This window comes from Mesorhizobium mediterraneum, assembly GCF_002284565.1.
In the GTDB taxonomy this organism is placed as follows: domain Bacteria; phylum Pseudomonadota; class Alphaproteobacteria; order Rhizobiales; family Rhizobiaceae; genus Mesorhizobium; species Mesorhizobium mediterraneum.
The window spans coordinates 738,339-757,582 of the sequence record NZ_NPKI01000015.1 but is presented as its reverse complement, the minus strand read 5'-3'; the positions used below and the strand labels follow the sequence as shown (position 1 = coordinate 757,582).

At 63.4% G+C, this 19,244-nt stretch carries 24 protein-coding genes; 6 read left to right on the top strand and 18 right to left on the bottom strand.

What is annotated here, in order from left to right:
- Window positions 1-45 precede the first annotated feature (45 nt).
- A complete protein-coding gene (locus tag CIT25_RS13165; RefSeq protein ID WP_095484918.1) occupies window positions 46-402 on the bottom strand; it encodes a YciI family protein in 357 nt (118 codons plus the stop codon).
- Window positions 399-623 (bottom strand): hypothetical protein, encoded by a 225-nt coding sequence (locus tag CIT25_RS13160; RefSeq protein WP_095485119.1) that lies wholly within the window; start codon window positions 621-623, stop codon window positions 399-401. Before CIT25_RS13160 ends, CIT25_RS13165 begins: the two co-directional genes overlap by 4 nt.
- A gap of 224 nt (window positions 624-847) precedes the next feature.
- On the opposite strand from CIT25_RS13160, the gene CIT25_RS13155 reads away from it, so the two are divergent.
- Complete coding sequence (locus CIT25_RS13155; RefSeq protein ID WP_095485118.1) at window positions 848-1,273, top strand: OsmC family protein; 426 nt, start codon at window positions 848-850, stop codon at window positions 1,271-1,273.
- 310 nt (window positions 1,274-1,583) lie between these two features.
- On the opposite strand, the gene CIT25_RS13150 is transcribed toward CIT25_RS13155, so the two are convergent.
- From CIT25_RS13150 to CIT25_RS13120, 7 genes are all read right to left on the bottom strand, one after another.
- Window positions 1,584-2,228 carry a YceH family protein gene (locus CIT25_RS13150; RefSeq protein WP_095484917.1) on the bottom strand — a complete coding sequence of 215 codons (645 nt, stop codon included), beginning with the start codon at window positions 2,226-2,228 and terminating at the stop codon, window positions 1,584-1,586.
- A gap of 236 nt (window positions 2,229-2,464) precedes the next feature.
- A complete protein-coding gene (locus tag CIT25_RS13140; RefSeq protein ID WP_095484916.1) occupies window positions 2,465-3,244 on the bottom strand; it encodes a succinate dehydrogenase iron-sulfur subunit in 780 nt (259 codons plus the stop codon).
- On the bottom strand, window positions 3,244-3,396 hold the full coding sequence (locus CIT25_RS36850; protein WP_167391050.1) for a hypothetical protein: 153 nt from the start codon (window positions 3,394-3,396) through the stop codon (window positions 3,244-3,246). Before CIT25_RS36850 ends, CIT25_RS13140 begins: the two co-directional genes overlap by 1 nt.
- Before the next feature lie 2 nt (window positions 3,397-3,398).
- Window positions 3,399-5,237, bottom strand: a complete 1,839-nt coding sequence (gene sdhA, locus CIT25_RS13135; protein ID WP_095485117.1) for a succinate dehydrogenase flavoprotein subunit — start codon at window positions 5,235-5,237, stop codon at window positions 3,399-3,401.
- 4 nt (window positions 5,238-5,241) lie between these two features.
- Entirely contained in the window at window positions 5,242-5,616 is a 375-nt protein-coding gene (gene sdhD / locus CIT25_RS13130) for a succinate dehydrogenase, hydrophobic membrane anchor protein (protein ID WP_370453314.1), read from the bottom strand.
- A 23-nt stretch (window positions 5,617-5,639) separates the two neighbouring features.
- On the bottom strand, window positions 5,640-6,059 hold the full coding sequence (gene sdhC / locus CIT25_RS13125) for a succinate dehydrogenase, cytochrome b556 subunit (protein ID WP_095484914.1): 420 nt from the start codon (window positions 6,057-6,059) through the stop codon (window positions 5,640-5,642).
- A gap of 226 nt (window positions 6,060-6,285) precedes the next feature.
- On the bottom strand, window positions 6,286-6,630 hold the full coding sequence (locus CIT25_RS13120; protein ID WP_095484913.1) for a hypothetical protein: 345 nt from the start codon (window positions 6,628-6,630) through the stop codon (window positions 6,286-6,288).
- Between the two features lie 231 nt (window positions 6,631-6,861).
- Between CIT25_RS13120 and CIT25_RS13115 the strand changes: the two genes are divergently transcribed.
- On the top strand, window positions 6,862-7,212 hold the full coding sequence (locus tag CIT25_RS13115) for a hypothetical protein (RefSeq protein WP_095485116.1): 351 nt from the start codon (window positions 6,862-6,864) through the stop codon (window positions 7,210-7,212).
- Here the strand turns inward: CIT25_RS13115 and CIT25_RS13110 are convergent.
- Window positions 7,196-8,407, bottom strand: a complete 1,212-nt coding sequence (locus CIT25_RS13110; protein WP_095484912.1) for a GGDEF domain-containing protein — start codon at window positions 8,405-8,407, stop codon at window positions 7,196-7,198. The genes CIT25_RS13115 and CIT25_RS13110 overlap by 17 nt on opposite strands.
- Window positions 8,408-8,483: 76 nt before the next feature.
- Window positions 8,484-9,695, bottom strand: coding sequence for a GGDEF domain-containing protein (locus tag CIT25_RS13105; RefSeq protein WP_095484911.1), 1,212 nt, complete (start codon window positions 9,693-9,695; stop codon window positions 8,484-8,486).
- A gap of 179 nt (window positions 9,696-9,874) precedes the next feature.
- Here CIT25_RS13105 and CIT25_RS13100 point away from each other — a divergent pair, with 179 nt between their 5' ends.
- Window positions 9,875-10,186, top strand: a complete 312-nt coding sequence (locus CIT25_RS13100) for a hypothetical protein (RefSeq protein WP_095484910.1) — start codon at window positions 9,875-9,877, stop codon at window positions 10,184-10,186.
- Between the two features lie 83 nt (window positions 10,187-10,269).
- On the opposite strand, the gene leuC is transcribed toward CIT25_RS13100, so the two are convergent.
- The 5 genes from leuC to rplS form a co-directional block, all read right to left on the bottom strand.
- Window positions 10,270-11,679 carry a 3-isopropylmalate dehydratase large subunit gene (gene leuC / locus CIT25_RS13095; protein ID WP_095484909.1) on the bottom strand — a complete coding sequence of 470 codons (1,410 nt, stop codon included), beginning with the start codon at window positions 11,677-11,679 and terminating at the stop codon, window positions 10,270-10,272.
- 400 nt (window positions 11,680-12,079) lie between these two features.
- Window positions 12,080-12,715 (bottom strand): class I SAM-dependent DNA methyltransferase, encoded by a 636-nt coding sequence (locus CIT25_RS13080; protein WP_095484907.1) that lies wholly within the window; start codon window positions 12,713-12,715, stop codon window positions 12,080-12,082.
- Window positions 12,716-12,771: 56 nt separating this feature from the next.
- Window positions 12,772-13,587 carry an amino acid ABC transporter permease gene (locus tag CIT25_RS13075; protein WP_095484906.1) on the bottom strand — a complete coding sequence of 272 codons (816 nt, stop codon included), beginning with the start codon at window positions 13,585-13,587 and terminating at the stop codon, window positions 12,772-12,774.
- A 263-nt stretch (window positions 13,588-13,850) separates the two neighbouring features.
- Window positions 13,851-14,639, bottom strand: coding sequence for a transporter substrate-binding domain-containing protein (locus CIT25_RS13065; RefSeq protein ID WP_095484905.1), 789 nt, complete (start codon window positions 14,637-14,639; stop codon window positions 13,851-13,853).
- 255 nt (window positions 14,640-14,894) lie between these two features.
- On the bottom strand, window positions 14,895-15,434 hold the full coding sequence (gene rplS / locus CIT25_RS13060) for a 50S ribosomal protein L19 (protein WP_095484904.1): 540 nt from the start codon (window positions 15,432-15,434) through the stop codon (window positions 14,895-14,897).
- 317 nt (window positions 15,435-15,751) lie between these two features.
- Between rplS and CIT25_RS13055 the strand changes: the two genes are divergently transcribed.
- The gene (locus tag CIT25_RS13055; protein WP_095484903.1) at window positions 15,752-16,504 is read left to right on the top strand and encodes a sulfite exporter TauE/SafE family protein; all 753 of its coding nucleotides are present in this window, start codon (window positions 15,752-15,754) and stop codon (window positions 16,502-16,504) included.
- Here CIT25_RS13055 and trmD read toward each other — a convergent pair.
- Together trmD and rimM are read right to left on the bottom strand one after the other, a co-directional pair.
- Entirely contained in the window at window positions 16,486-17,184 is a 699-nt protein-coding gene (gene trmD, locus CIT25_RS13050) for a tRNA (guanosine(37)-N1)-methyltransferase TrmD (RefSeq protein ID WP_095484902.1), read from the bottom strand. The two genes, CIT25_RS13055 and trmD, sit on opposite strands and share 19 nt — an antisense overlap.
- Complete coding sequence (rimM, locus tag CIT25_RS13045; RefSeq protein WP_095484901.1) at window positions 17,181-17,780, bottom strand: ribosome maturation factor RimM; 600 nt, start codon at window positions 17,778-17,780, stop codon at window positions 17,181-17,183. The genes trmD and rimM overlap by 4 nt, the downstream gene beginning before the upstream one ends.
- Window positions 17,781-17,925: 145 nt before the next feature.
- On the opposite strand from rimM, the gene CIT25_RS13040 reads away from it, so the two are divergent.
- Both CIT25_RS13040 and CIT25_RS13035 read left to right on the top strand, forming a co-directional pair.
- Window positions 17,926-18,864 (top strand): tyrosine recombinase XerC, encoded by a 939-nt coding sequence (locus CIT25_RS13040; RefSeq protein WP_095484900.1) that lies wholly within the window; start codon window positions 17,926-17,928, stop codon window positions 18,862-18,864.
- Window positions 18,865-18,976: 112 nt separating this feature from the next.
- Entirely contained in the window at window positions 18,977-19,174 is a 198-nt protein-coding gene (locus CIT25_RS13035) for a hypothetical protein (protein ID WP_245329830.1), read from the top strand.
- Window positions 19,175-19,244 lie beyond the last annotated feature (70 nt).

Genomic DNA, 19,244 nt, shown 5'->3' with positions numbered 1-19,244 from the left:
AGAAGAATCCGGGTCAGGGCGGCACCGCCGGGGGCAGATGGTTGTCTAGGACCCCGGCACCTCGTAGATCGCCCTGACCTCGATCGTGCCGATTTCCGCCAGCGGAATGCCGCCGGCAATCTCCAGCGCCTCGTCGATGTCCCCGGCCTCGATCATGACGAAGCCGAGCAATTGCTCCTTGGTCTCGGCGAAAGGGCCATCGGTGATCAGCCGCTTGCCCTTGCGCCGGCGCACGGTCTTTGAGGTCTTCACCGATTGCAGCGCCTGCGCGATGATCAGCTTGCCTTGCTGATCCAATGACCTGTCATAGGCCAGCGAATCGGCGTCGAGCTTTGCCGATCCCTCCGGAGTGAGCGCGTAGAGGTCTTTTTCCTCACCGTAGACCAGCAGGACATATTTCATTTCCAGCTCCCTTGTGGTGACGAACCATAGGATGCGGCCACGGCGTCAGCGGCGCCTTTGCGTGCCGCCATGTGATCGAGAACGCTTGCCGCGACCCCGATGATGGCAACCGCCGCCAGAAGCCGGCCGAAACCGGAAGGCGGCGGATGTAGCCCGTAATCTTCCCGTCGTTTGGGCTTGCGGCCCGAGCCCTTCCACAGTGCAAAAAACAAGCCATCCATGTGAACCTCCATCCGGCCGCGAAATCCGTGACCGCCCGCAGGACGGTCGAGGCCGATCGAAGTCGACATTCTTGCACGTGTTTTTTTTCAAGAAAAATTCAGCCGCCGCCGCCAATTTTGCGCGACTGCGCAAAGAGCGCGGTGGTCTTCGCCCGCGCCCGCGCTATAGTCTTGAAGAACGCTGGCGCCGGGCCGGCGCAATCCGGACAATCAAGGAGAATTTCATGGACCGCACCGCAAACGCCGTCTGGAAAGGCAATCTGAAGGAGGGCAAGGGCACGCTCGACACCCAGAGCGGGACCCTGAAGGGCACGCCCTATTCGTTCAAGGCACGTTTCGAGGACGAGAGCGGCAAGTCCGGCACCAATCCGGAGGAGTTGATCGCTGCGGCGCATGCCGGCTGCTTCGCCATGCAGTTCTCTCACTTCCTGGCCGAGAACGGCACCCCCGCCGACGAACTCGACGCCAAGGCGGTGGTGACGCTGATTCCCGGCACGGGGATCACAGGCAGCGCTCTCACGGTGGTCGGCAAGGTGCCGGGCATCGATGCCGCCAAGTTCAAGGAGTTGGCCGAACAGGCCAAGGCCGGGTGTCCGGTATCGAAGGCGCTCGGCGCCATAAACGTGTCGCTCGACGCCAAGCTCGGCTGAGCGGCCGCTTCCCACATGTGACCGTCTCCTCCAGCTTGGGTTGGAGACCATCAATTGTTGACGTCGGCTCCGCCCCTCATTGCCCTGCCGGGCATTTCTCCCCGTATAGTGACGGGGAGAAAGAGGCGGGCCGCAGCCGCGGCGCCCTTGTTGCAACGCTGACTATGTGGCGAAACCGTCGATCAGAGCGTCCCTCTCCCCGTCACTATACGGGGAGAGGTCGCCGGCAGGCGGGTGAGGGGCAGCGCCAACGCCTCGAAGGTAAGCGTGAGGGCAAATTCAATCTGGAAACACAATTGAGCCTACTGCGCTACTGTCCTTCGCCAGTCAGCGCGTCGATGCGCGCGCGCAGCGTCGCGACCTCCTCCTCGAGAGCTTGCATTCGCGCCTCGAGATCGGAGGCTGACGAGGTGGCTGATTGCGCCGGACGTGAGGCGACGGCTGCAATCTGCGGCACTCCGCTCAAGAGATGCACATAGCGGTCCTCACGCTGGCCGGGTCCACGATCGATCTGCTGAACGAGCGGCGGCTTGCGGCCGATCAACAGGTCGAGATTGCTGCGAAGCTCGTCGATGGAGGGTAACCGCGCCATGCGCTCGCTCCGCGCCAGCAATTCATAAGCGGTCTGCGGACCGCGCAGCAACAGCAGGCCAAGCAGCGCGATCTGCGCCGAGGTCAGCGAAAAGCGCTGCGCGACGATATGTTCGTGGCGCTCGACGCGCGAGGCAAAGACCTGCCTGACCAGGCCCTTGTGCTCCAGCTGGCCAAGCGCTCGTCTTACTTCGCCAAGCTCGACCGACATCACCGGCTCGCGCGCCGTCTTCTGGTTGGCAGCGGCAAGTGCTGCATTGAGCGTCAGCGGGTAGATATCAGGTGTCAGCTCCTTCTTTTCGATCAGACAACCGAGCACGCGCGCTTCGACGGGAGAAAGGATGGGAAAGTCAGAGTCAGTCATAGATCGGCTATCCTTTTGAAGCTGGCGGGACAGCGCCCCCCTCTGTCCTGCCGGACATCTCCCCCACTTGGGGGGAGATTGACAGCTTCAGCGCTCTGCTCACTTCTGCAACGCTGATGATTGGCGAAAGTCGGCGTGACGGCCGATCTCCCCCCTCGTGGGGGAGATGTCCGGCAGGACAGAGGGGGGCGCGAAGGATCGCTACAGACGACACGATCTCGACGGCACCCGTCCGTCTACACCCTTCTCTCCACCATCATCTTCTTGATCTCGGCGATCGCCTTGGCCGGGTTGAGCCCCTTGGGGCAGGTCTGGGCGCAGTTCATGATGGTGTGGCAGCGATAGAGCCGGAACGGGTCTTCGAGATTGTCGAGCCGTTCGCCCGTAGCCTCGTCCCGGGAATCGATCAGCCAGCGATAGGCCTGAAGCAGTGTCGCCGGCCCGAGATAGCGGTCGCCGTTCCACCAGTAGCTCGGACAGGAGGTCGAGCAGCAGGCGCAAAGGATGCACTCGTAGAGCCCGTCGAGCTTTTCGCGGTCCTCATGGCTCTGCAGCCATTCCTTGGCCGGCTCGGGCGACACAGTTTTCAGCCACGGTTCGATCGAGGCGTGCTGGGCGTAGAAATTGGTGAGGTCGGGCACCAGATCCTTGACCACCTGCATATGCGGCAGCGGATAGACCTTGATCGCGCCGGAGATGTCGTCGCAGCCCTTGGTGCAGGCGAGCGTGTTGGAGCCGTCGATGTTCATGGCGCAGGAGCCGCAAATGCCTTCGCGGCAGGAGCGGCGCAAGGTCAGCGTCGGGTCGATCTTGTTCTTGATCCAGAGCAGCGCGTCGAGCACCATCGGACCGCAATCGTCCATATCGACGAAATAAGTGTCCATGCGCGGGTTTTCGTCATCGTCCGGCGACCAGCGGTAGATGCGGTATTCGCGCAGATTGGTAGCATTCTCCGGCTTCGGCCAGGTTTTTCCGGCCTTGATCTTCGAGTTTTTCGGAAGCGTCAGTTCGACCATTACCTCAGGTCCTTTCGGATGACGAGCTTCAGCCCGGACCAGATCCCGTTCACGGCGGACACCTTCGCGATGAAGGCCGCAATCATCTCGTCCTTCAGGCCGAGCTTGGCCGGAAGGGGCGTGCCGGAATATCCTGAGACCGCCAGCGCCATCGTCAATACACCCTGGCCTTCGGCGCGATCTTGGCCGGGTTGATGCCGCCGTCTGCTTCCTTGAGCAGCGTATCAGTGTGCACCGGCCGGTAGATGAGCGTCACCTTTCCGGCCTCGCTGAGCCGGGACAGCGTATGCTTGCGCCAGTTCGCATCATCGCGAGCCGAAAAATCCTCCCGCGCATGCGCGCCGCGGCTCTCCTTGCGCGCCTCGGCGCCGTAGACCGTGGTGATGGCGTTGGCCATCAGATTTTCCAGCTCCAGCGTCTCGACCAGGTCGGAGTTCCAGATCATCGAGCGGTCGAACACTTTTACGTCCTTGAGCTCGCCCCAGATCTGCGAAATGCGCTTGCAGCCGCTTTCCAGCGATTCCTGCGTGCGGAACACCGCCGCATCATCCTGCATCGCCTTCTGCATCTTTTCGCGCAAGACCGCCGTCGGCGTCGAGCCGTTGGCATGACGCAGCCGGTCGAAGCGATCCATGATCTTCTCGACCGAGGCTTCGTTGGGCGAAGGGATCGCCGCGTTGCGGTCGATCACTTGGCCGGCCCGGATCGCCGCCGCGCGGCCGAACACCACCAAATCGATCAGCGAATTCGAGCCCAGCCGGTTGGCGCCATGGACGGAGGCGCAGCCCGCCTCGCCGACCGCCATCAGCCCGGGCGACACCTGGTCCGGGTTCAAGGCAGTGGGATTGAGCACCTCGCCCCAGTAATTGGTCGGCACGCCGCCCATATTGTAGTGGACCGTCGGCAGCACCGGGATCGGCTCCTTGGTCAGGTCGACGCCGGCAAAGATTTTTGCCGATTCCGAAATACCCGGAAGTCTCTCATGCAAAACGGCCGGATCAAGGTGGTCGAGATGGAGAAAAATATGGTCCTTCTTCGGTCCAACGCCGCGGCCTTCGCGGATCTCCAGCGTCATGCAGCGCGAGACGACGTCGCGCGAGGCAAGGTCCTTGGCCGATGGCGCATAGCGCTCCATGAAGCGCTCGCCCTCGGAGTTGACGAGATAGCCGCCCTCGCCGCGCGCGCCTTCGGTGATCAGGCAGCCGGCGCCGTAGATGCCGGTCGGATGGAACTGCACGAACTCCATGTCCTGCAGCGCCAGCCCGGCCCGCGCTGCCATGCCGCCGCCGTCGCCGGTGCAGGTATGCGCCGAGGTCGCCGAGAAATAGGCGCGGCCATAGCCGCCGGTCGCCAGCACCACCATTTTTGCCGAAAACCGATGGATGGTGCCGTCGTCGAGGTTCCAGGCAACGACGCCGGTGCAGGTGCCGTCCGGCTCCATGATCAGGTCGAGCGCGAAATACTCGATGAAGAACTGCGCGTTGTGCTTCAGCGACTGGCCGTAGAGCGTGTGCAGCATGGCGTGGCCGGTGCGGTCGGCGGCGGCACAGGTGCGCTGCACCGGCGGTCCCTCGCCGAAATTCATCATCATGCCGCCGAATGGCCGCTGGTAGATTTTCCCGTCCTCCGTGCGGCTGAAGGGGACGCCGTAATGCTCAAGCTCGTAGACCGCCGCCGGCGCCTCGCGCACCATGTATTCCTGTGCGTCGGTGTCACCGAGCCAATCCGAGCCCTTGACCGTGTCGAAGAGATGCCACTGCCAGTTGTCGGGGCCCATATTGGCGAGCGAGGCGGCGATGCCGCCCTGCGCTGCCACCGTATGCGATCGCGTCGGGAACACCTTGGTGATGCAGGCGGTGCGCAGGCCCTGTTCGGCCATGCCGAGCGTGGCGCGCAGGCCGGCACCGCCGGCGCCGACGACCACCACGTCGAACTTGTGGTCGACATAGGTATAGGCGGACGCCGTGTTGGCGTTTTTCGCGTCCTTGGCCAAAATTTCAGCCTCCAAATGCCAGTTTGAGCAGGGCGAAGATCGAGGCGACGCCAACCACCACGGGAAAGAATGTGTTGAGCGCGAGCAGCGCCAGCCTCATGCCCTCGCCATGGACATAGTCCTCGATGATCGCCTGCATGCCGAGCCGCATATGATAAAGCCCGGACAAGAGCACCAGGGCCAGGACCAGCGCCACGAACGGGTTGGCAAGTGCGGCGCGCACCTCCACATAGCCGGCGCCATTCAACGCGATCAGGAAGCCTACGAAGAACAGGATCAGCGGGATGTTGGCGATCGCCGTCAGGCGCTGGCGCCAGAAATGCTCCGTGCCCTCGCGGGCGGAGCCGAGGCCGCGGACCTTCGCCAGCGGCGTGCGCATGTCGGTGTTGTGGTGGCTCACGATCAGGCTCCCCGCGCCATATAGCCGGCGACCCAGATCAGCAGCGTCAGCACGATCGAGCCGGCCAGCGTCGCCCAGGCGATCCTGGAGGCGGTGTCCTTTTCAAGACCTGCCCCGGTGTCCCAGATCAGATGGCGCACGCCGCCCAGCATGTGGTGCATCAGCGCCCAGGTATAGCCGAACAGCACCAGCCGCCCCAGCCACGAGCCGAAGGCCCAGTTGACGGCATCGAAGGTGGATTGCGAGCTCGCCGCCGCCATCAGCCACAGGGCGACCAGCAGCGTGCCGAAATAGAGCGCCCCGCCGGTGATGCGATGGATGATCGACATCGTCATCGTGATCGGCGGCCGATAGACGGTCAGATGCGGCGAAAGCGGCCGTTCACGTCCGGCAAATTCGCGGGTGGCTGGTGATTTGCTCATGGCTCCCCCAGTTCGGCGTCTCTGGAGCCCCAGGTGGAAATGCGGCGTTACCGCTTCCGGTTGCGACTTCGGACAGCCGGTTTCTAATGCTCTTTTTGCACCGCGTCAAAGCCAGAAAACCGTTTCGAAAACGTAATTTAGTCTGACAAAAGGGGCGGTCTTTGCTTCAATCGATTAGGGCACGACCCAAAGCCGGCGCTATGTTCGCTGCAGTGCGGTAAACTGATTAACGCTTACAGGTCAGCGGCGTCTTACCGCCCTTCATCACCAGCGCATCGCGCCCGTCGATCACGATTGCGTCATGCGCCTCGCCGAAGCGGCTGCTTTGATTGGCCGGCGAGGCCGGCAGTTCCTCGCTGGCGCCGTCTGGGCCAAGCACGCGCACCGATGTGCCGAGGTTTTCGATGGTGATCCTGGTGCCATCGGCGCAATTGTAGGTAGCGGTGCGCGGCTGCGGTGCCGTCAAATCGGTCGTGCCGGCCTTCGGCGCATTGGTCTGCGACACGCAGGCAGCAGTGATCAGCAATGAAAAAAGGGCAAGCGTCACCCGAAACGTCCGGCGTAACGCCATATGCTGTCTCCCTACGCATCAAACCAGCCGCGATGCTTGCCAAGATCACCCGACACCGGGCGCGATGGTGCGGGCAAGCATGGCCGAAAGATGACCGCGGCCGCCCAGGCGCCGGATATTAACCATGTTTGCCGAGACCTGACGGCTAGCAGGGCTAGCCTCTTAACAAAGGTTAATAAAAGGTTAATTTCCGAGTCAGAGGAAGTTCGCCTCTGACAAATGGAGGACGCCATGCGTTCGAACTCAGGCAGATCGCGCCTTTCGGCGCTCATCTTGATGGCGGTGGCCATCGGCTTCGCAGCACCGGCACTCGCCGGGACGCGCGACCGCGTCTACGCCGATTCCTTCGGAAATCTGGTCATCGAGAGCGCCGCCGGCTACAAGCGCATCCTCGTTGGCGAGGGCAACCTGGCCAAGGAACTGTCGGACTACACCGGCGCCGGTCAGCCCAAAATCTATGAAAACGAAGCGGATGACGTCAGCAGCCGCGACTGTTACAGGCCACCGGTTTTCGTGAAAGGCCGCAGCTACATGTACGGCCTTTCCGACGGCGAGATGCCCGAACTCAGCCCCTGCCGCTGATTCTGTCAGGCGTCGCCACCGGGGTCTGCAGGGCTGGCTCTAACGCAATACGCACGCGATCGCGCCCGCCGCGCTTGGCTTGGTAAAGCGCTTCGTCCGCGCGCCGCATGAGATCGGCGAAACCCTCGCCCGGTTGAAGCTCGGCAACGCCGAAGCTGGCGGTGCACCGATGGTCCGCCGGCAGGCAGTCGATCGGCAAGGCACCGAAAGCGCTGCGTGTCCCTTCGGCAAGGAGCCGCGCCGCGGCGAGGTTGGTCCCCGGCAGTATGATGGCGAACTCTTCTCCGCCGATGCGGCCGGCGACGTGATGGTCGGCGGCGGCGTCACGCAGGAAACCAGCAAAGGTCCCGATGACCCGGTCACCGGACGCATGGCCGAAACTATCGTTGACGCTCTTGAAATGATCGAGGTCGGCGATGACCAGGGCGACCGGGACGCCCTTGCGCACGGCGTCGCGCATCGCGAGCTCCGCGTGACGTTCGAAGCCGCCCCGGTTGAACAACCTTGAAAGCGTGTCCGTCTCCGACTTCGACGTCGCCTCGGCGAGCACATCGCGGACCAGGATGATCAGAACAAGAAGCGCGATTGCCATGGCGAATACAGTGCCAAGCGATTGCGACACCAGAGCGTAGTCGCTCCGCATATAGGCCTGCGGATTGACGCCCCAGCCACCCAGAGCGTGGGCGATGAACGGCTTGCTCACGAATTGCAGGGCGCTGGCCGCCAGAACGGCCATGAGCACACGGTCGAGCCGGTCGCGTTTTTGCCTGGACGACCAGACGATGCCGAGGCCGACGAACTGCATGGCCGCATAGGGGAGCTGGTAGGCCATCATGCGGGCGAGCGACTGACGTGGCAGATCCTGCACGAAATACACTGTGACGGTGGCTGCAAGTAGGAAGAGAAGCATCGGACGCCAAGGCGTCGCCACGCCGTATTTATGGGCGAGCCCAGCATTGAAGACGATGGTGGCGCCGAGGAAAACGGCGAAAGCCGTAACGACCGCAGGTCGCGCATTGTCGAAGACCGGAATGCTGAATTCGACGATGTAATAGCCCACGCCGAGCAGATAGCCGAGGGCCAGCCAGCGTGCCGACACACGCCCTACATCGTAGAACGCGATCGTCATGAAGGCTGCGGCCAGCAGGCCGGCAACGAACAGGTTGATTGCAAGGATGAAGCCTGCGCCGCCCATGTGATTTTCGCACTCCCTGCGAAAGCAAATCACGGACGGGCGAAAAAGACGTTAATGCGAACCCAAGCGCGTATGATCAGCCGGCTTTGAGCGGTTCCACGACGGATACCGATTCCGGCTGTTCATAGGCCGACCGTTCATAAGATAGCCGCACGCTGTCGCGGCCATTCCCTTTGGCTTTGTAGAGCGCCTCGTCGGCGCGGCGCATCAGCGGCTCAAGTCCTTCGTCGCCGGTGCGAGCCGTCACACCGAAGCTCGCGGTCACTCTTGTGCCGGGCGGAAGCCCGTCGACGCTGCCCGCCGAATAGAGCGTGCGAATGGCTTCGGCAAACAGCCTTGCCGCGCCGAGGTCGCTCAGCGGCAAAAGCACGGCGAACTCCTCGCCACCGATACGGCCGGCGACGCCGCCCGTGCCGGCAGCCGATAGAAGCTTGGCGGCGAAGTCGGCGATCACGCGATCGCCCGCCGCATGCCCGTGAAGGTCGTTGAGCGCCTTGAAATGATCGAGGTCGGCGAGCACCAGCGCGACCGGCATTTTGGCGGTGGCGCAGTGAAGCAGGAGAAGCCTGGCGCGCTCCTCGAAGCCGCGGCGGTTGAGCAGGCCCGACAGCGGATCGGTATACGCCTCGGCCTTCAGCGCCTTCATCACATCGAGCGCCGCCGCGCAGAACAGGCAAAGCGCGATGAGCAGCGACAGCAGCGCATGCGACAGCAACGCCGTCGTCCAGTAGGACGAGGCGTAAAAGCCGTCATAGCTGGTGAAGGGTCCGTGCGCGACGATGACGGCCAGTGTCCGCACGAAGAAATTCAGGCCGGAAAGCAGCGACAGCACGAACAGGATCATTTCGGTCGGACCCCTGCCGCGCACCGGGCGCAGTTCGGCCGCCACAAGCAGGCTGAGGCCGCCGAAGCCAAAATTCATCGCCAGGATCCGCCAAGTGAGGTCTGGCTGAACGAACAGGAACCAGCAGAATGCGGTCAGGCCGCCGCCCGCCAGAACGCCGATCCCGACATAGGGCACGCGCCGCCCATAGCGTGCCACGATCGCGCTGCAGAGGCAGCAGGCGGCAAAGGTGAAGCATGTATTGGAGAGCAGCTTGGTCGGCGCCATGCCGACGGGCAGGGTGAAGTACTGCAACAGGAACCCCGCCGCCGAGAGCGAGTAGCTGGCGGCGAGCACAGCCAGATAGGGGCGGTGGCGCTGGTAGAACCACAGCACGAGAAACACCGCGCCGAGCGCAAGCGCGATCGTCGGATTGAGCAACGCTACCAGCAAACCGGTGTCCAAAGGACCGTGACCCCCACGCTTCCGCCAGGGAAGACCTTAGGGCGGAAGCCCAAACAAGCGGTTAAGTCCAAGCAAGCCGTTGAGCAAAGTCGAATATGCGCCGGGTCGCCCATGAAGCTGATGCGCGGAACTTGAAACCGCGATCGGCGTTTTCCAGCAGCAATCGATGGAGACGCTTCATGGCCGATACGATCATGCTGACTGATCACGAAGCAATTCGCTCATGGGTCGCGGCGCGCGCCGGATTTCCGGCAATCGTCGACGTGTCGCCCGAAACGGGAACGCAAGCCATGCTGAGGCTGGTCTTCGGCCAGCACGCTTATCAGGACCAAGATCTGGGCGAACGTCCGGTCAATGCGGGCGGCTACGAGCTGGTCGAATGGGACGAATGGTTCAAGCTCTTCGACGAACGTCAGCTGGCACTCGTAGTCGCTGCGGAGCAACCCGGCCGGCGTGAGCAATTCCATGAGTTCGTAAGGCGCCCGGCGTGAAGAAAACCCGAACCGCATCGCGGTTCGGGTTCTGGCATGCACTCAACTGTGGCGGCCCGAGTTATTTCCACTCACGCCTGAATCTATTTCCACTCACGGATATCGACGAAGTGGCCGGCGATCGCCGCTGCTGCCGCCATGGCCGGCGACACCAGATGGGTGCGGCCCTTGAAGCCCTGGCGGCCCTCGAAATTGCGGTTCGAGGTCGAGGCGCAGCGCTCATGCGGCTTCAGGCGGTCGTCGTTCATGGCAAGGCACATCGAGCAGCCCGGCTCGCGCCAATCGAAGCCGGCGGCGAGGAAGATCTTGTCGAGACCTTCGGCCTCCGCCTGCTCCTTCACCAGGCCTGACCCCGGCACGATCATCGCATCGACATGCGGGCTGACTTTTTTGCCCTCGACCACCTTGGCGACGGCGCGCAAATCCTCGATGCGACCGTTGGTGCAGGAGCCGATAAAGACGCGGTCGAGCGCTATGTCGGTGATCTTGGTGCCTGGCGTCAGGCCCATGTAGTCGAGCGCGCGCTGCTTCGAGGTGCGCTTGTTTTCGTCGGCGATATCGTCGGGGTTCGGCACGATGCCCTGGACCGAGACGACGTCCTCGGGCGAAGAGCCCCAGGAGACGATCGGCGGCAATTTCGCCGCGTCGAGCACGACCACCTTGTCGAAATGCGCGCCTTCGTCGGACTGCAGCGTCTTCCAGTAGGTAAGCGCGGCGTCCCACGCCTCGCCCTTGGGAGCGCGCGGCTTGTCTTTGACATAGGCGAAGGTCGTCTCGTCGGGCGCGATCAGGCCGGCCCGGGCGCCGCCCTCGATCGACATGTTGCAGATGGTCATGCGGCCTTCCATGGACAGCGCCCGGATCGCCTCGCCGGCATATTCGATGACATAGCCGGTGCCGCCGGCAGTGCCGATCTCGCCGATGATCGCCAAAATGATGTCCTTGGCGGTGACGCCTTCCGGCAGCACGCCGTCGACGCGCACCAGCATGTTCTTGGCCTTGCGCTGGATCAGCGTCTGCGTGGCCAGCACATGCTCGACTTCCGAGGTGCCGATGCCATGCGCCAAAGCACCGAAAGCGCCGTGCGTCGAGGTGTGGCTGTCACCGCAGACGATGGTCATGCCGGGCAGAGTAAAGCCCTGCTCGGGGCCGATGATGTGGACGATGCCCTGGCGGATGTCCTTTTCGGAATAATATTCGACGCCAAAATCCTTGGCATTCTTGGCCAGCGCCTCGACCTGGATGCGGCTTTCCTCGTTCTTGATGCCGAACTTGCGCTCGGGCGAGGTCGACACATTGTGGTCGACCACGGCCAGCGTCTTTTCAGGATGGCGGACCTTTCTGCCGGTCATGCGCAGGCCTTCGAAGGCTTGCGGGCTGGTCACTTCATGGACGAGGTGGCGGTCGATATAGAGCAGGCAGGTGCCGTCGTCCTGGCGGTCGACGACATGGTCGTCGAATATCTTGTCGTAGAGGGTGCGCGGTGCGCTCATGTGCGTAAATCCGTCGATATGAAAATGGGAAGGACAAGCGCCGGCTAGCCGGCGAACACGGCCTAGCGAAGTCGGCTGGTCAGAGCGCCGGAAACGCGCGCGGAGAATCGCGACGGCAGGCGTTTTCTATCCTGCAGCACGAAGCCCTTGTAGGCCGGATCGCCAAAAAGCTGTTCCATGGCGTGGCTCATATCAATGTTTTGGGTTTTCGGCAATTGGTAGGGTGTGGCGCGGCTTCCCCTTCTCCCCTTGTGGGAGAAGGTGGATCGGCGCGCAGCGCCGAGACGGTTGAGGGGTGCTGGACGGATCGCTGTCGTTGCCAAGCTGGAACACCCCTCATCCGACCGAGCTTCGCTCGGCCACCTTCTCCCACAGGGGGGAGAAGGGAAAGTGCCGCCCCTCAAAGCACTTCAAACACAAACGTCTTCACCAACGCCTCGGGTTCGGCGATGGCATAGCAGCGGAACCATGGGCTTTCTTCGACCGGCCGCCATTTCTTCGCCTGCTCCAGCTCGGCAAAAACGTCACGAAAGCCGCCGCTCTCGAACACCTGGTCGCGAACGGTGAAGATGGCATGGCCGCCCTTGCGGGTGATGCGCACCAGTTCATGCAGGCCGGAAGCCGGCGCGTGGCTGAGGGTGAACACGCCGGTCGAAAAGAAGGCGCGGAAATACCCGTCGGGCCAAGGCAGCGGACCGCCGAGCATCGCCTGTTTCAACTCGCTGTAGGCCTGCCGGCTGCTGGCGATTTTCAGCATGTCCTCCGACAGGTCGAGCCCGGCAATGTCCTGATAGCCCAGCGCCTTGAGCGACGGTCCCGACAGGCCCGTGCCGCAGCCGGCGTCGAGCAGCGGCCCCTCGCCCGATGGCACATGGCGCGCCACCCAGGCGGCGATCAGGAACGGCAGGAGATAGCCGAGCGAGGCGGTTTCGCTGTCATAGGTCGCAGCCCATGCGGCATAAGCTTGCGCCAGCGCTTCCGGTGTATCCGCCGTATAGACGGACTCCAGCGCCGCATTGGCTTTGTCGATGTTCATGGATCAATTCCTCTGCAACCGGGCAGGTCAATCGTAGCGCCGTCTTCGCCTGCCTTCTATTCCTCATGCTGGCGGCGCAACCGCTTCTCCAGCGCCCGCAAGGCCAGCGACAGGCCAACCGTCAGGATGAGATAGATATAGGCGACGATCGAATAGGTTTCGAAGAAGCGAAACGAGCCGGCGGCGTAGATCTTGCCCATCTGGGTGATGTCGGCGACGCCGAGCACCGAGACCAGCGACGAATCCTTGACCATGGCGACGAAATCATTGCCGAGCGGCGGCAAGATGGTGCGGATCGCCTGCGGAAAGACGATCAGCCGGAAACGCTGCGTGCGCGTCAGCCCCAGCGCCTTCGCCGCCTCGATTTGGCCCTTCTCGACCGCCTGGATGCCGGCGCGGAAGACCTCCGAGATGAAGGCCGAGTAGCCGATGGTCAGCGCCATGATGGCGCGCCACAGCAGCGACACGTCTCGCACCAGCAGCTCGCCGAAGACGCCGGCGCTTTGCAGCGGCGCGGTCAGCGCGTTCCATGCCGCGACGAAAGCTGGCGCGCCAGCAAACGCGATCCAGAACAACAGCACCAGGATTGGCACGCCGCGGATGATCTCGACATAGAAACGAGCGATCTGGCGCAGCCAGCGCGACCCCGACAGTCCCATCAGCGCAATGCCGAGTCCGATTGCGGAGGCTAGCGCGAAGGCGACCACGGTGACGAAGACAGTGATGCCGATGCCCTTGGCGACGGTCGCGAAAACCTGGGCGTAGAGGTCGCTTGCGGCGATGAAGATGGCGGCGGCCACGGCGAGCGCGATCGCCGCGGCAAGCCACCAGGGAAAGTCGGTTTTGGAGGTGGAAGACGCGGGCGTTGCCATCAGGCGACGCCGGTGAAGCAGACATCGCGAAGGCATGGTGCCAAGGCACCCCCCTCTGTCCTGCCGGACATCTCCCCCTCAAGGGGGGAGATTGGCTGTTCATTCTGCTTTCGCCAATCTCCAACGTTAGAGAAAAAGCGCGGCCAGCGAAGCTGCCAATCTCCCCCCTTGAGGGGGAGATGTCCGGCAGGACAGAGGGGGGTGGACGAGCGCGGAGTCAGCGCGAGTTCCTGCGCATCACCCAACGTGCGCAACAATGGAAGCTACTGCCCCATCTTGTAATCAAGGAACCATTTCTTGTTGAGCGCGTCGAGCGTGCCGTCGGCCTTCAGTGCGGCGATCGCCGCATTGACCGGCTTCACCAGATCCGAGCCTTTCGGGAAAATAAAGCCGAAATCCTCGGTGCCGAGCGGTCCGCCGATCAGCTTCAGCCCGCCATTGGACGCCTCGACATAGCCCTTGCCGGCAGTGCCGTCGGTCAAAACGACATCGACGTCACCAGTCTTCAGCGCCTGCACCGTCGCTTCGAACAGTTTGATGCGCGGGTTCTGCTCATTGCCGTCGAGCACGCTGTAGACGGCGGTGTAGAAGGGCGTGGTGCCGGCCTGCGCGCCGATCAGCCCATCCTTGAAGGCGCCGAAGGTCTTGGCGTCGGTGAAGCGCTTCTCGTCGCCGCGCACCAGCATGAACTGTTCCGAGCGCATATAAGGGTCGGAGAAATCGACCTTCTGCTTGCGGTCGTCTTTAATGGTGATGCCGGTCATGCCGATGTTGTACTGGTTGTCGGAAACCGCCTGGATCATCGCGTCCCAGGAGGTGTTCTGGTACTCGACCTGGAAATTCAGCCGCTTGGCGATCTCGTTCATCGCGTCATATTCCCAACCGATCTGCTTGCCGGTCTTGGCGTCGATGAACTGCAGCGGCGGATAGGCGTTCTCCGTCACTACCACCACCTTCTTGCCGCCGAGATCGGGCAGCGCCTGCGCCAGGGCGACGACGGGCGCGAGAATCAGAGCCAACAGGCCGGCCAACAGCAGTTTCGATTTGGTCATGACACACCCCAAGAACTTGAACAGCCTGGACATTGTCGAGGCTTGCAGGAAAACCCGGCGCCGACTTTAGCTTTCCGTTAGCGGCTTGCAAGCCGGTCCGATGGGCCGCTTTGCGCTAAAACGGATTCTAATGCTTCCAACCGAGCGCTTGCGCAACGATTCGTGCCTTGCGGATCAAACCCCGTCCGGCGCGTCACCTCAGGGACAAAAAAGGCGGCCGAAGCCGCCTTTCCGAAGCACGGTTGTTGAAAAAACTTATTCGGCGACAGCCGCTTCCGCAGCCTTGGCGGCCTCGTCGGCGGCCTTCTTCTCGGCGGCGTCCTGGGCTGCCTTCTCGGCGGCCAGCGCCTGCGCGGCGGCCACCTTCTCGGCCTCGATGCGGGCCTTTTCGGCGTTCAGCGCATCGCGCTCCTCATCGTTCAGCTTGCGGGCGCGCACGCCGGTGTTTTCCGAAATACGGGCCGACTTGCCGCGGCGATCGCGCAGGTAGTAAAGCTTGGCGCGACGCACCTTGCCGCGGCGCACGATCTCGACGCCCTCGACCATCGGCGAATAGACCGGGAACACGCGCTCCACGCCTTCGCCGTAGGAAATCTTGCGAACGGTGAAGCTCTCCTGGAAACCGGCGCCGGCGCGGGCGATGACGACACCCTCATAAGCCTGGACGCGGGTACGGGTGCCTTCGGTCACGCGGACCTGGACGCGCACGGTATCGCCGGGCTGGAATTCGGGAAGCTTGCGCTTGGCTTCGATCTTGGCGGCCTGTTCGGCCTCGAGCTGACGGAGGATGTCCATCTCAGTAATCCACTTCTTGTTCTTCCGACAGTCAGAGCGTCCGACACTCGCTTTGCAGTTCCATTGACCACTCGGCTATGCCCTTCGTTCGCGAGAACATCAGGCAGGGGCGACTACACCGCCATTGTTGACGGGTCCGGCAGATTTTTCTTCCGGTTCGGGCGGGCACATACAGCTATTTCGACGCTTTGTCACGCCTTTGCCGTGTTCTTTTTTGGTCGTTGGCCGACATTGCAATCTTTCAGCAGGGGTTGCGTCGAAGGCCCAAGCTTTTTAAGGCGGGTAAAACGTGACTTTCCTCCGGCGGCAATACCCCCATGCCAGTTCTCGATGCGGCCCTGCTCTTTTTCGCGGGCTTTCTCTCAGGTGCCGTCAACGCGATAGCTGGCGGCGGGACGTTCGTAACCTTCGGCGCCATGACGCTGGTCGGCTTGCCGCCGATCGTCGCTAACGCGACCTCGTCGGTGACACAGTTTCCCGGCTACATCACCTCGACGCTCGCCTACTGGTCCGACATCAAGCATTTCTGGCGCACGGCGTTGCTGCTCGGCCTCATATCGGCTTTCGGCGCGCTGGCCGGTGCGCTCATCCTTCTGGCGCTCGACAATCCGTCGTTCCGCGTCCTGGTGCCATGGCTGCTGCTGGCGGCGACCGCGCTATTCGCCGCCGGGCCGTGGCTGAAGCCGGCACCCAAGCCGGGGCATGAGGCCGCGGTGGGTTCGCTGGTCGGCTCCCTGGCGCAATTCGCCACCGCAGTCTATGGCGGTTTCTTCGGCGCCGGCATGGGCGTCATGATGCTGGCAACGCTCGGCCTCACCCAGCCCGGCGACTATCACCGCCTGAACGCGCTGAAGAACATGCTGGCCGTGGTCATCGCGGCGATAGCCATCCTGGTCTTCGTCTCCGGCGGCGTGATCGCCTGGCCGCAAGCGATCATCATGATACCGGGCGGCGCGCTGGGCGGCTATGCCGGCGTCTGGATCGCCAAGCGCGTGCCGCAAATTGCCGTGCGCGGCTTCGTGGTTGGGATCGGCGTGTTCCTGGCCTTTTACTATTTTGCCAAGGGCTGAGCGGCTAACAGGTCAGGCCGCCTTTCCCTGGTCAGCTTTTCCGACTCAGCGCGCCGCCATGCGGCGATCTTCTTGTGATTGCCCGAGGTGAGAACCTCGGGGATTTGCCGGCCTTCGAATTCCTGCGGGCGCGTGTAGTGCGGATGTTCGAGCAGGCCGTTTTCAAAACTCTCTTCATCGCCTGATACCGCATTGCCCATCACGCCGGGCAACAGCCGCACCACGGCGTCGAGCAGCACGAGCGCTGCCGGCTCGCCGCCGGACAGGATGAAGTCGCCGACCGAGACCTCCTCGAGCCCACGCGCGTCGATCACCCGCTGGTCGACGCCTTCGAAGCGTCCGCAGACGATGACGACGCCCGGCCCGGCGGCCAGTTCGCGCACGCGGGACTGCGTCAGCGGTTTTCCACGCGGACTCATCAGCAGCCGTGGCCGTGGATCACCCGGTGGCGAGGCATGGTCGATCGCCTTGGCCAAAACGTCGGCGCGCATCACCATGCCGGCGCCGCCACCGGCCGGTGTGTCGTCGACGGTGCGGTGGCGGTCGCTGGCGAAATCGCGGATCTGGATTGCTTCCAGCTCCCACGTGCCAGCCTCCAGCGCTCTGCCGGCCAGCGACAGGCCGAGCGCGCCGGGAAACATCTCCGGATAGAGCGTCAGCACCGAGGCGGAAAAGCTCACCGGTTGCCCCCGGCGTCCTTCGGCCCGCGCGGCCTGCCCTTCGGGTCGAAACCGTCGCCACCGGGAGGCTCGCCGTCTTCGTCCTCGACCAGTCCCGCCGCCGCCGGATCGATTCGGACGAAACCCTCTTTGATAGACACGTCAGGCACGGCGGCCTGCGTGAACGGGATCAGCACGCCTTTGCGCTCGCCAAGCATCACATCGAGAATGTCGCCGCCACCGAAATTATGCACGGCCACGACCTTGCCGATGTCAGCACCGGTATCGTCCCGGACCGCCAGCCCGACGAGATCAGCATGATAGAATTCGTCCTCTTCGCCATCGTCCGGCAGCATCGAGCGGTCGACGAACAATTCCGTGCCGGCAAGCGCCTCGGCGGCGTTGCGGTCGCTGATGCCCTTGAAGCGCACCACGACGACCGTGTTGGCCGGCCTGATGTCGACGATCTGGAAGGCGCGGCCGTCCCTGGCGTAGAGCGGCCCATAGTCGGCTAGCGCCAACGGATCGCCGGTAAAGGTTTTCACGCGCAATTCGCCCTTGATGCCGTGGGCGGCGCCGATCACGGCCATCTGGACGGGGTTTTGTGGTTTGGTCATCGGTGGAAAAATCCTTTGGCCTTGCTCTAGCTCCAGCCTCTTGTCATTTCAATGACGCGGCTCTTCACCGCTTCCTAACCCGGCTGCCGGAAGATGGCCCAGAATTGGAAGAACGAATTGGAAGAACGGAATATCGAAAGAGCCAATGCAGGAATTTCTTATTCCAGCCAAACCAGACCTTCAGGCGGCCCGCGAAACCTGGCTGAAGATGCTGGCGCGCGAACGCCGGCTATCGCCGGAAACCGTGGAGGCCTATGAGCGCGACACGCGCCAGTTCCTGCACTTCCTGACCGGCCATTGCGGCGGTTCGCCCGGCATTTCGGATATCGCCGATCTGCGCCCGGCCGATCTCCGCGGTTTTCTCGCCGCTCGCCGCGCCGGGGGCGCCGGCGCCCGCACGCTCGGGCGGGGGCTCGCCGGCATCCGTTCGTTGCTGCGCTTTCTGGAGCGGCGCGGCCTCGTCAATGCGGCGGGCGCTGCGGCACTGCGCGCGCCACGGCAGCCGAAGTCGCTGCCCAAGCCGCTGACGGCCAGCGATGCGAAACACGTCGTTTCGGTGGAAGGCCAGCTGGCGGAGGAGCCGTGGATCGCCGCCCGCAACGCCGCCGTGCTGACGCTGCTCTACGGCTCGGGCCTGCGCATTTCCGAGGCGCTCGGATTGTCGGGCGCCGATCTGTCGTCGGCTGGCGATAGCGTGCTGCGCGTCACCGGCAAGGGCGGCAAGACCCGGCTGGTTCCGGTGCTGCCGGTGGCGCTGAGGGCGATCGCCGAATACCGCCGGCTCTGCCCCTATCATCTCGATCCGAAGGGCCTGCTGTTTCGCGGCGCCCGCGGCGGCCCGCTCAACCCGGCCATCGTCCAGCGCGACATGGCGAAGCTGCGCTCGGCGCTTAATCTGCCCGATACCGCCACGCCGCATGCCTTGCGCCATTCCTTCGCCACGCATCTGCTTGGGCGCGGCGGCGACCTGCGCACCATCCAGGAACTTTTGGGCCACGCCAGCCTGTCGACGACGCAGATCTACACCGGCGTCGACACCGCGAGGCTGCTCGAAATCTACGAAGCCGCCCATCCGCGGGCGTGAGCGACGTGCAGGCCTGCAAAGTCCGGACAGCGCACGCGCAACGAGCCCCGTTCAAGACAATTTGGATAAGCCGGTTAACCGTTTCGCCGCTTTTTTAGGCCTAGAAAGAGCCATGAAACGCGTCATCGCCATTACCGACCGCGCGGCTTTTGTGTCGCTGAAGCTGCTTGTGGTACTCAACGCCCTGTTTCTTGTCTCTTTTCTCGTCGTCGCGTTGCTCGCGGCCGGCAAGGCGCACGCCGGGAGCCCGGCTTGCGGCGGCGCCGACATGCCGTCGAGTCCGGCGGGCTGCGCCGTATCGAGAAAATGACTTTTCGCCGGCCCCAACAAGTTATCGATCATGCCGGGCCGATCCCTCGCTGCCTTCATGACGCCCTGCA

Bases quoted from the DNA above. Each gene is read 5' to 3' on its own strand.
- CIT25_RS13035 (WP_245329830.1), top strand. From the start codon at position 18,977: ATGAAACGCGTCATCGCCATTACCGACCGCGCGGCTTTTGTGTCGCTG.
- CIT25_RS13120 (WP_095484913.1), bottom strand. From the start codon at position 6,630: ATGGCGTTACGCCGGACGTTTCGGGTGACGCTTGCCCTTTTTTCATTG.
- CIT25_RS13040 (WP_095484900.1), top strand. From the start codon at position 17,926: ATGCAGGAATTTCTTATTCCAGCCAAACCAGACCTTCAGGCGGCCCGC.
- CIT25_RS13110 (WP_095484912.1), bottom strand. From the start codon at position 8,407: ATGGGCGGCGCAGGCTTCATCCTTGCAATCAACCTGTTCGTTGCCGGC.
- CIT25_RS13115 (WP_095485116.1), top strand. From the start codon at position 6,862: ATGCGTTCGAACTCAGGCAGATCGCGCCTTTCGGCGCTCATCTTGATG.
- CIT25_RS13055 (WP_095484903.1), top strand. From the start codon at position 15,752: ATGCCAGTTCTCGATGCGGCCCTGCTCTTTTTCGCGGGCTTTCTCTCA.
- CIT25_RS13080 (WP_095484907.1), bottom strand. From the start codon at position 12,715: ATGAACATCGACAAAGCCAATGCGGCGCTGGAGTCCGTCTATACGGCG.
- CIT25_RS13065 (WP_095484905.1), bottom strand. From the start codon at position 14,639: ATGACCAAATCGAAACTGCTGTTGGCCGGCCTGTTGGCTCTGATTCTC.
- CIT25_RS13155 (WP_095485118.1), top strand. From the start codon at position 848: ATGGACCGCACCGCAAACGCCGTCTGGAAAGGCAATCTGAAGGAGGGC.
- sdhC (WP_095484914.1), bottom strand. From the start codon at position 6,059: ATGAGCAAATCACCAGCCACCCGCGAATTTGCCGGACGTGAACGGCCG.
- sdhD (WP_370453314.1), bottom strand. From the start codon at position 5,616: ATGCGCACGCCGCTGGCGAAGGTCCGCGGCCTCGGCTCCGCCCGCGAG.
- CIT25_RS13140 (WP_095484916.1), bottom strand. From the start codon at position 3,244: ATGGTCGAACTGACGCTTCCGAAAAACTCGAAGATCAAGGCCGGAAAA.
- rplS (WP_095484904.1), bottom strand. From the start codon at position 15,434: ATGGACATCCTCCGTCAGCTCGAGGCCGAACAGGCCGCCAAGATCGAA.
- leuC (WP_095484909.1), bottom strand. From the start codon at position 11,679: ATGAGCGCACCGCGCACCCTCTACGACAAGATATTCGACGACCATGTC.
- CIT25_RS36850 (WP_167391050.1), bottom strand. From the start codon at position 3,396: ATGGCGCTGGCGGTCTCAGGATATTCCGGCACGCCCCTTCCGGCCAAG.
- CIT25_RS13165 (WP_095484918.1), bottom strand. From the start codon at position 402: ATGAAATATGTCCTGCTGGTCTACGGTGAGGAAAAAGACCTCTACGCG.
- CIT25_RS13100 (WP_095484910.1), top strand. From the start codon at position 9,875: ATGGCCGATACGATCATGCTGACTGATCACGAAGCAATTCGCTCATGG.
- CIT25_RS13160 (WP_095485119.1), bottom strand. From the start codon at position 623: ATGGATGGCTTGTTTTTTGCACTGTGGAAGGGCTCGGGCCGCAAGCCC.
- CIT25_RS13075 (WP_095484906.1), bottom strand. From the start codon at position 13,587: ATGGCAACGCCCGCGTCTTCCACCTCCAAAACCGACTTTCCCTGGTGG.
- CIT25_RS13150 (WP_095484917.1), bottom strand. From the start codon at position 2,228: ATGACTGACTCTGACTTTCCCATCCTTTCTCCCGTCGAAGCGCGCGTG.
- rimM (WP_095484901.1), bottom strand. From the start codon at position 17,780: ATGACCAAACCACAAAACCCCGTCCAGATGGCCGTGATCGGCGCCGCC.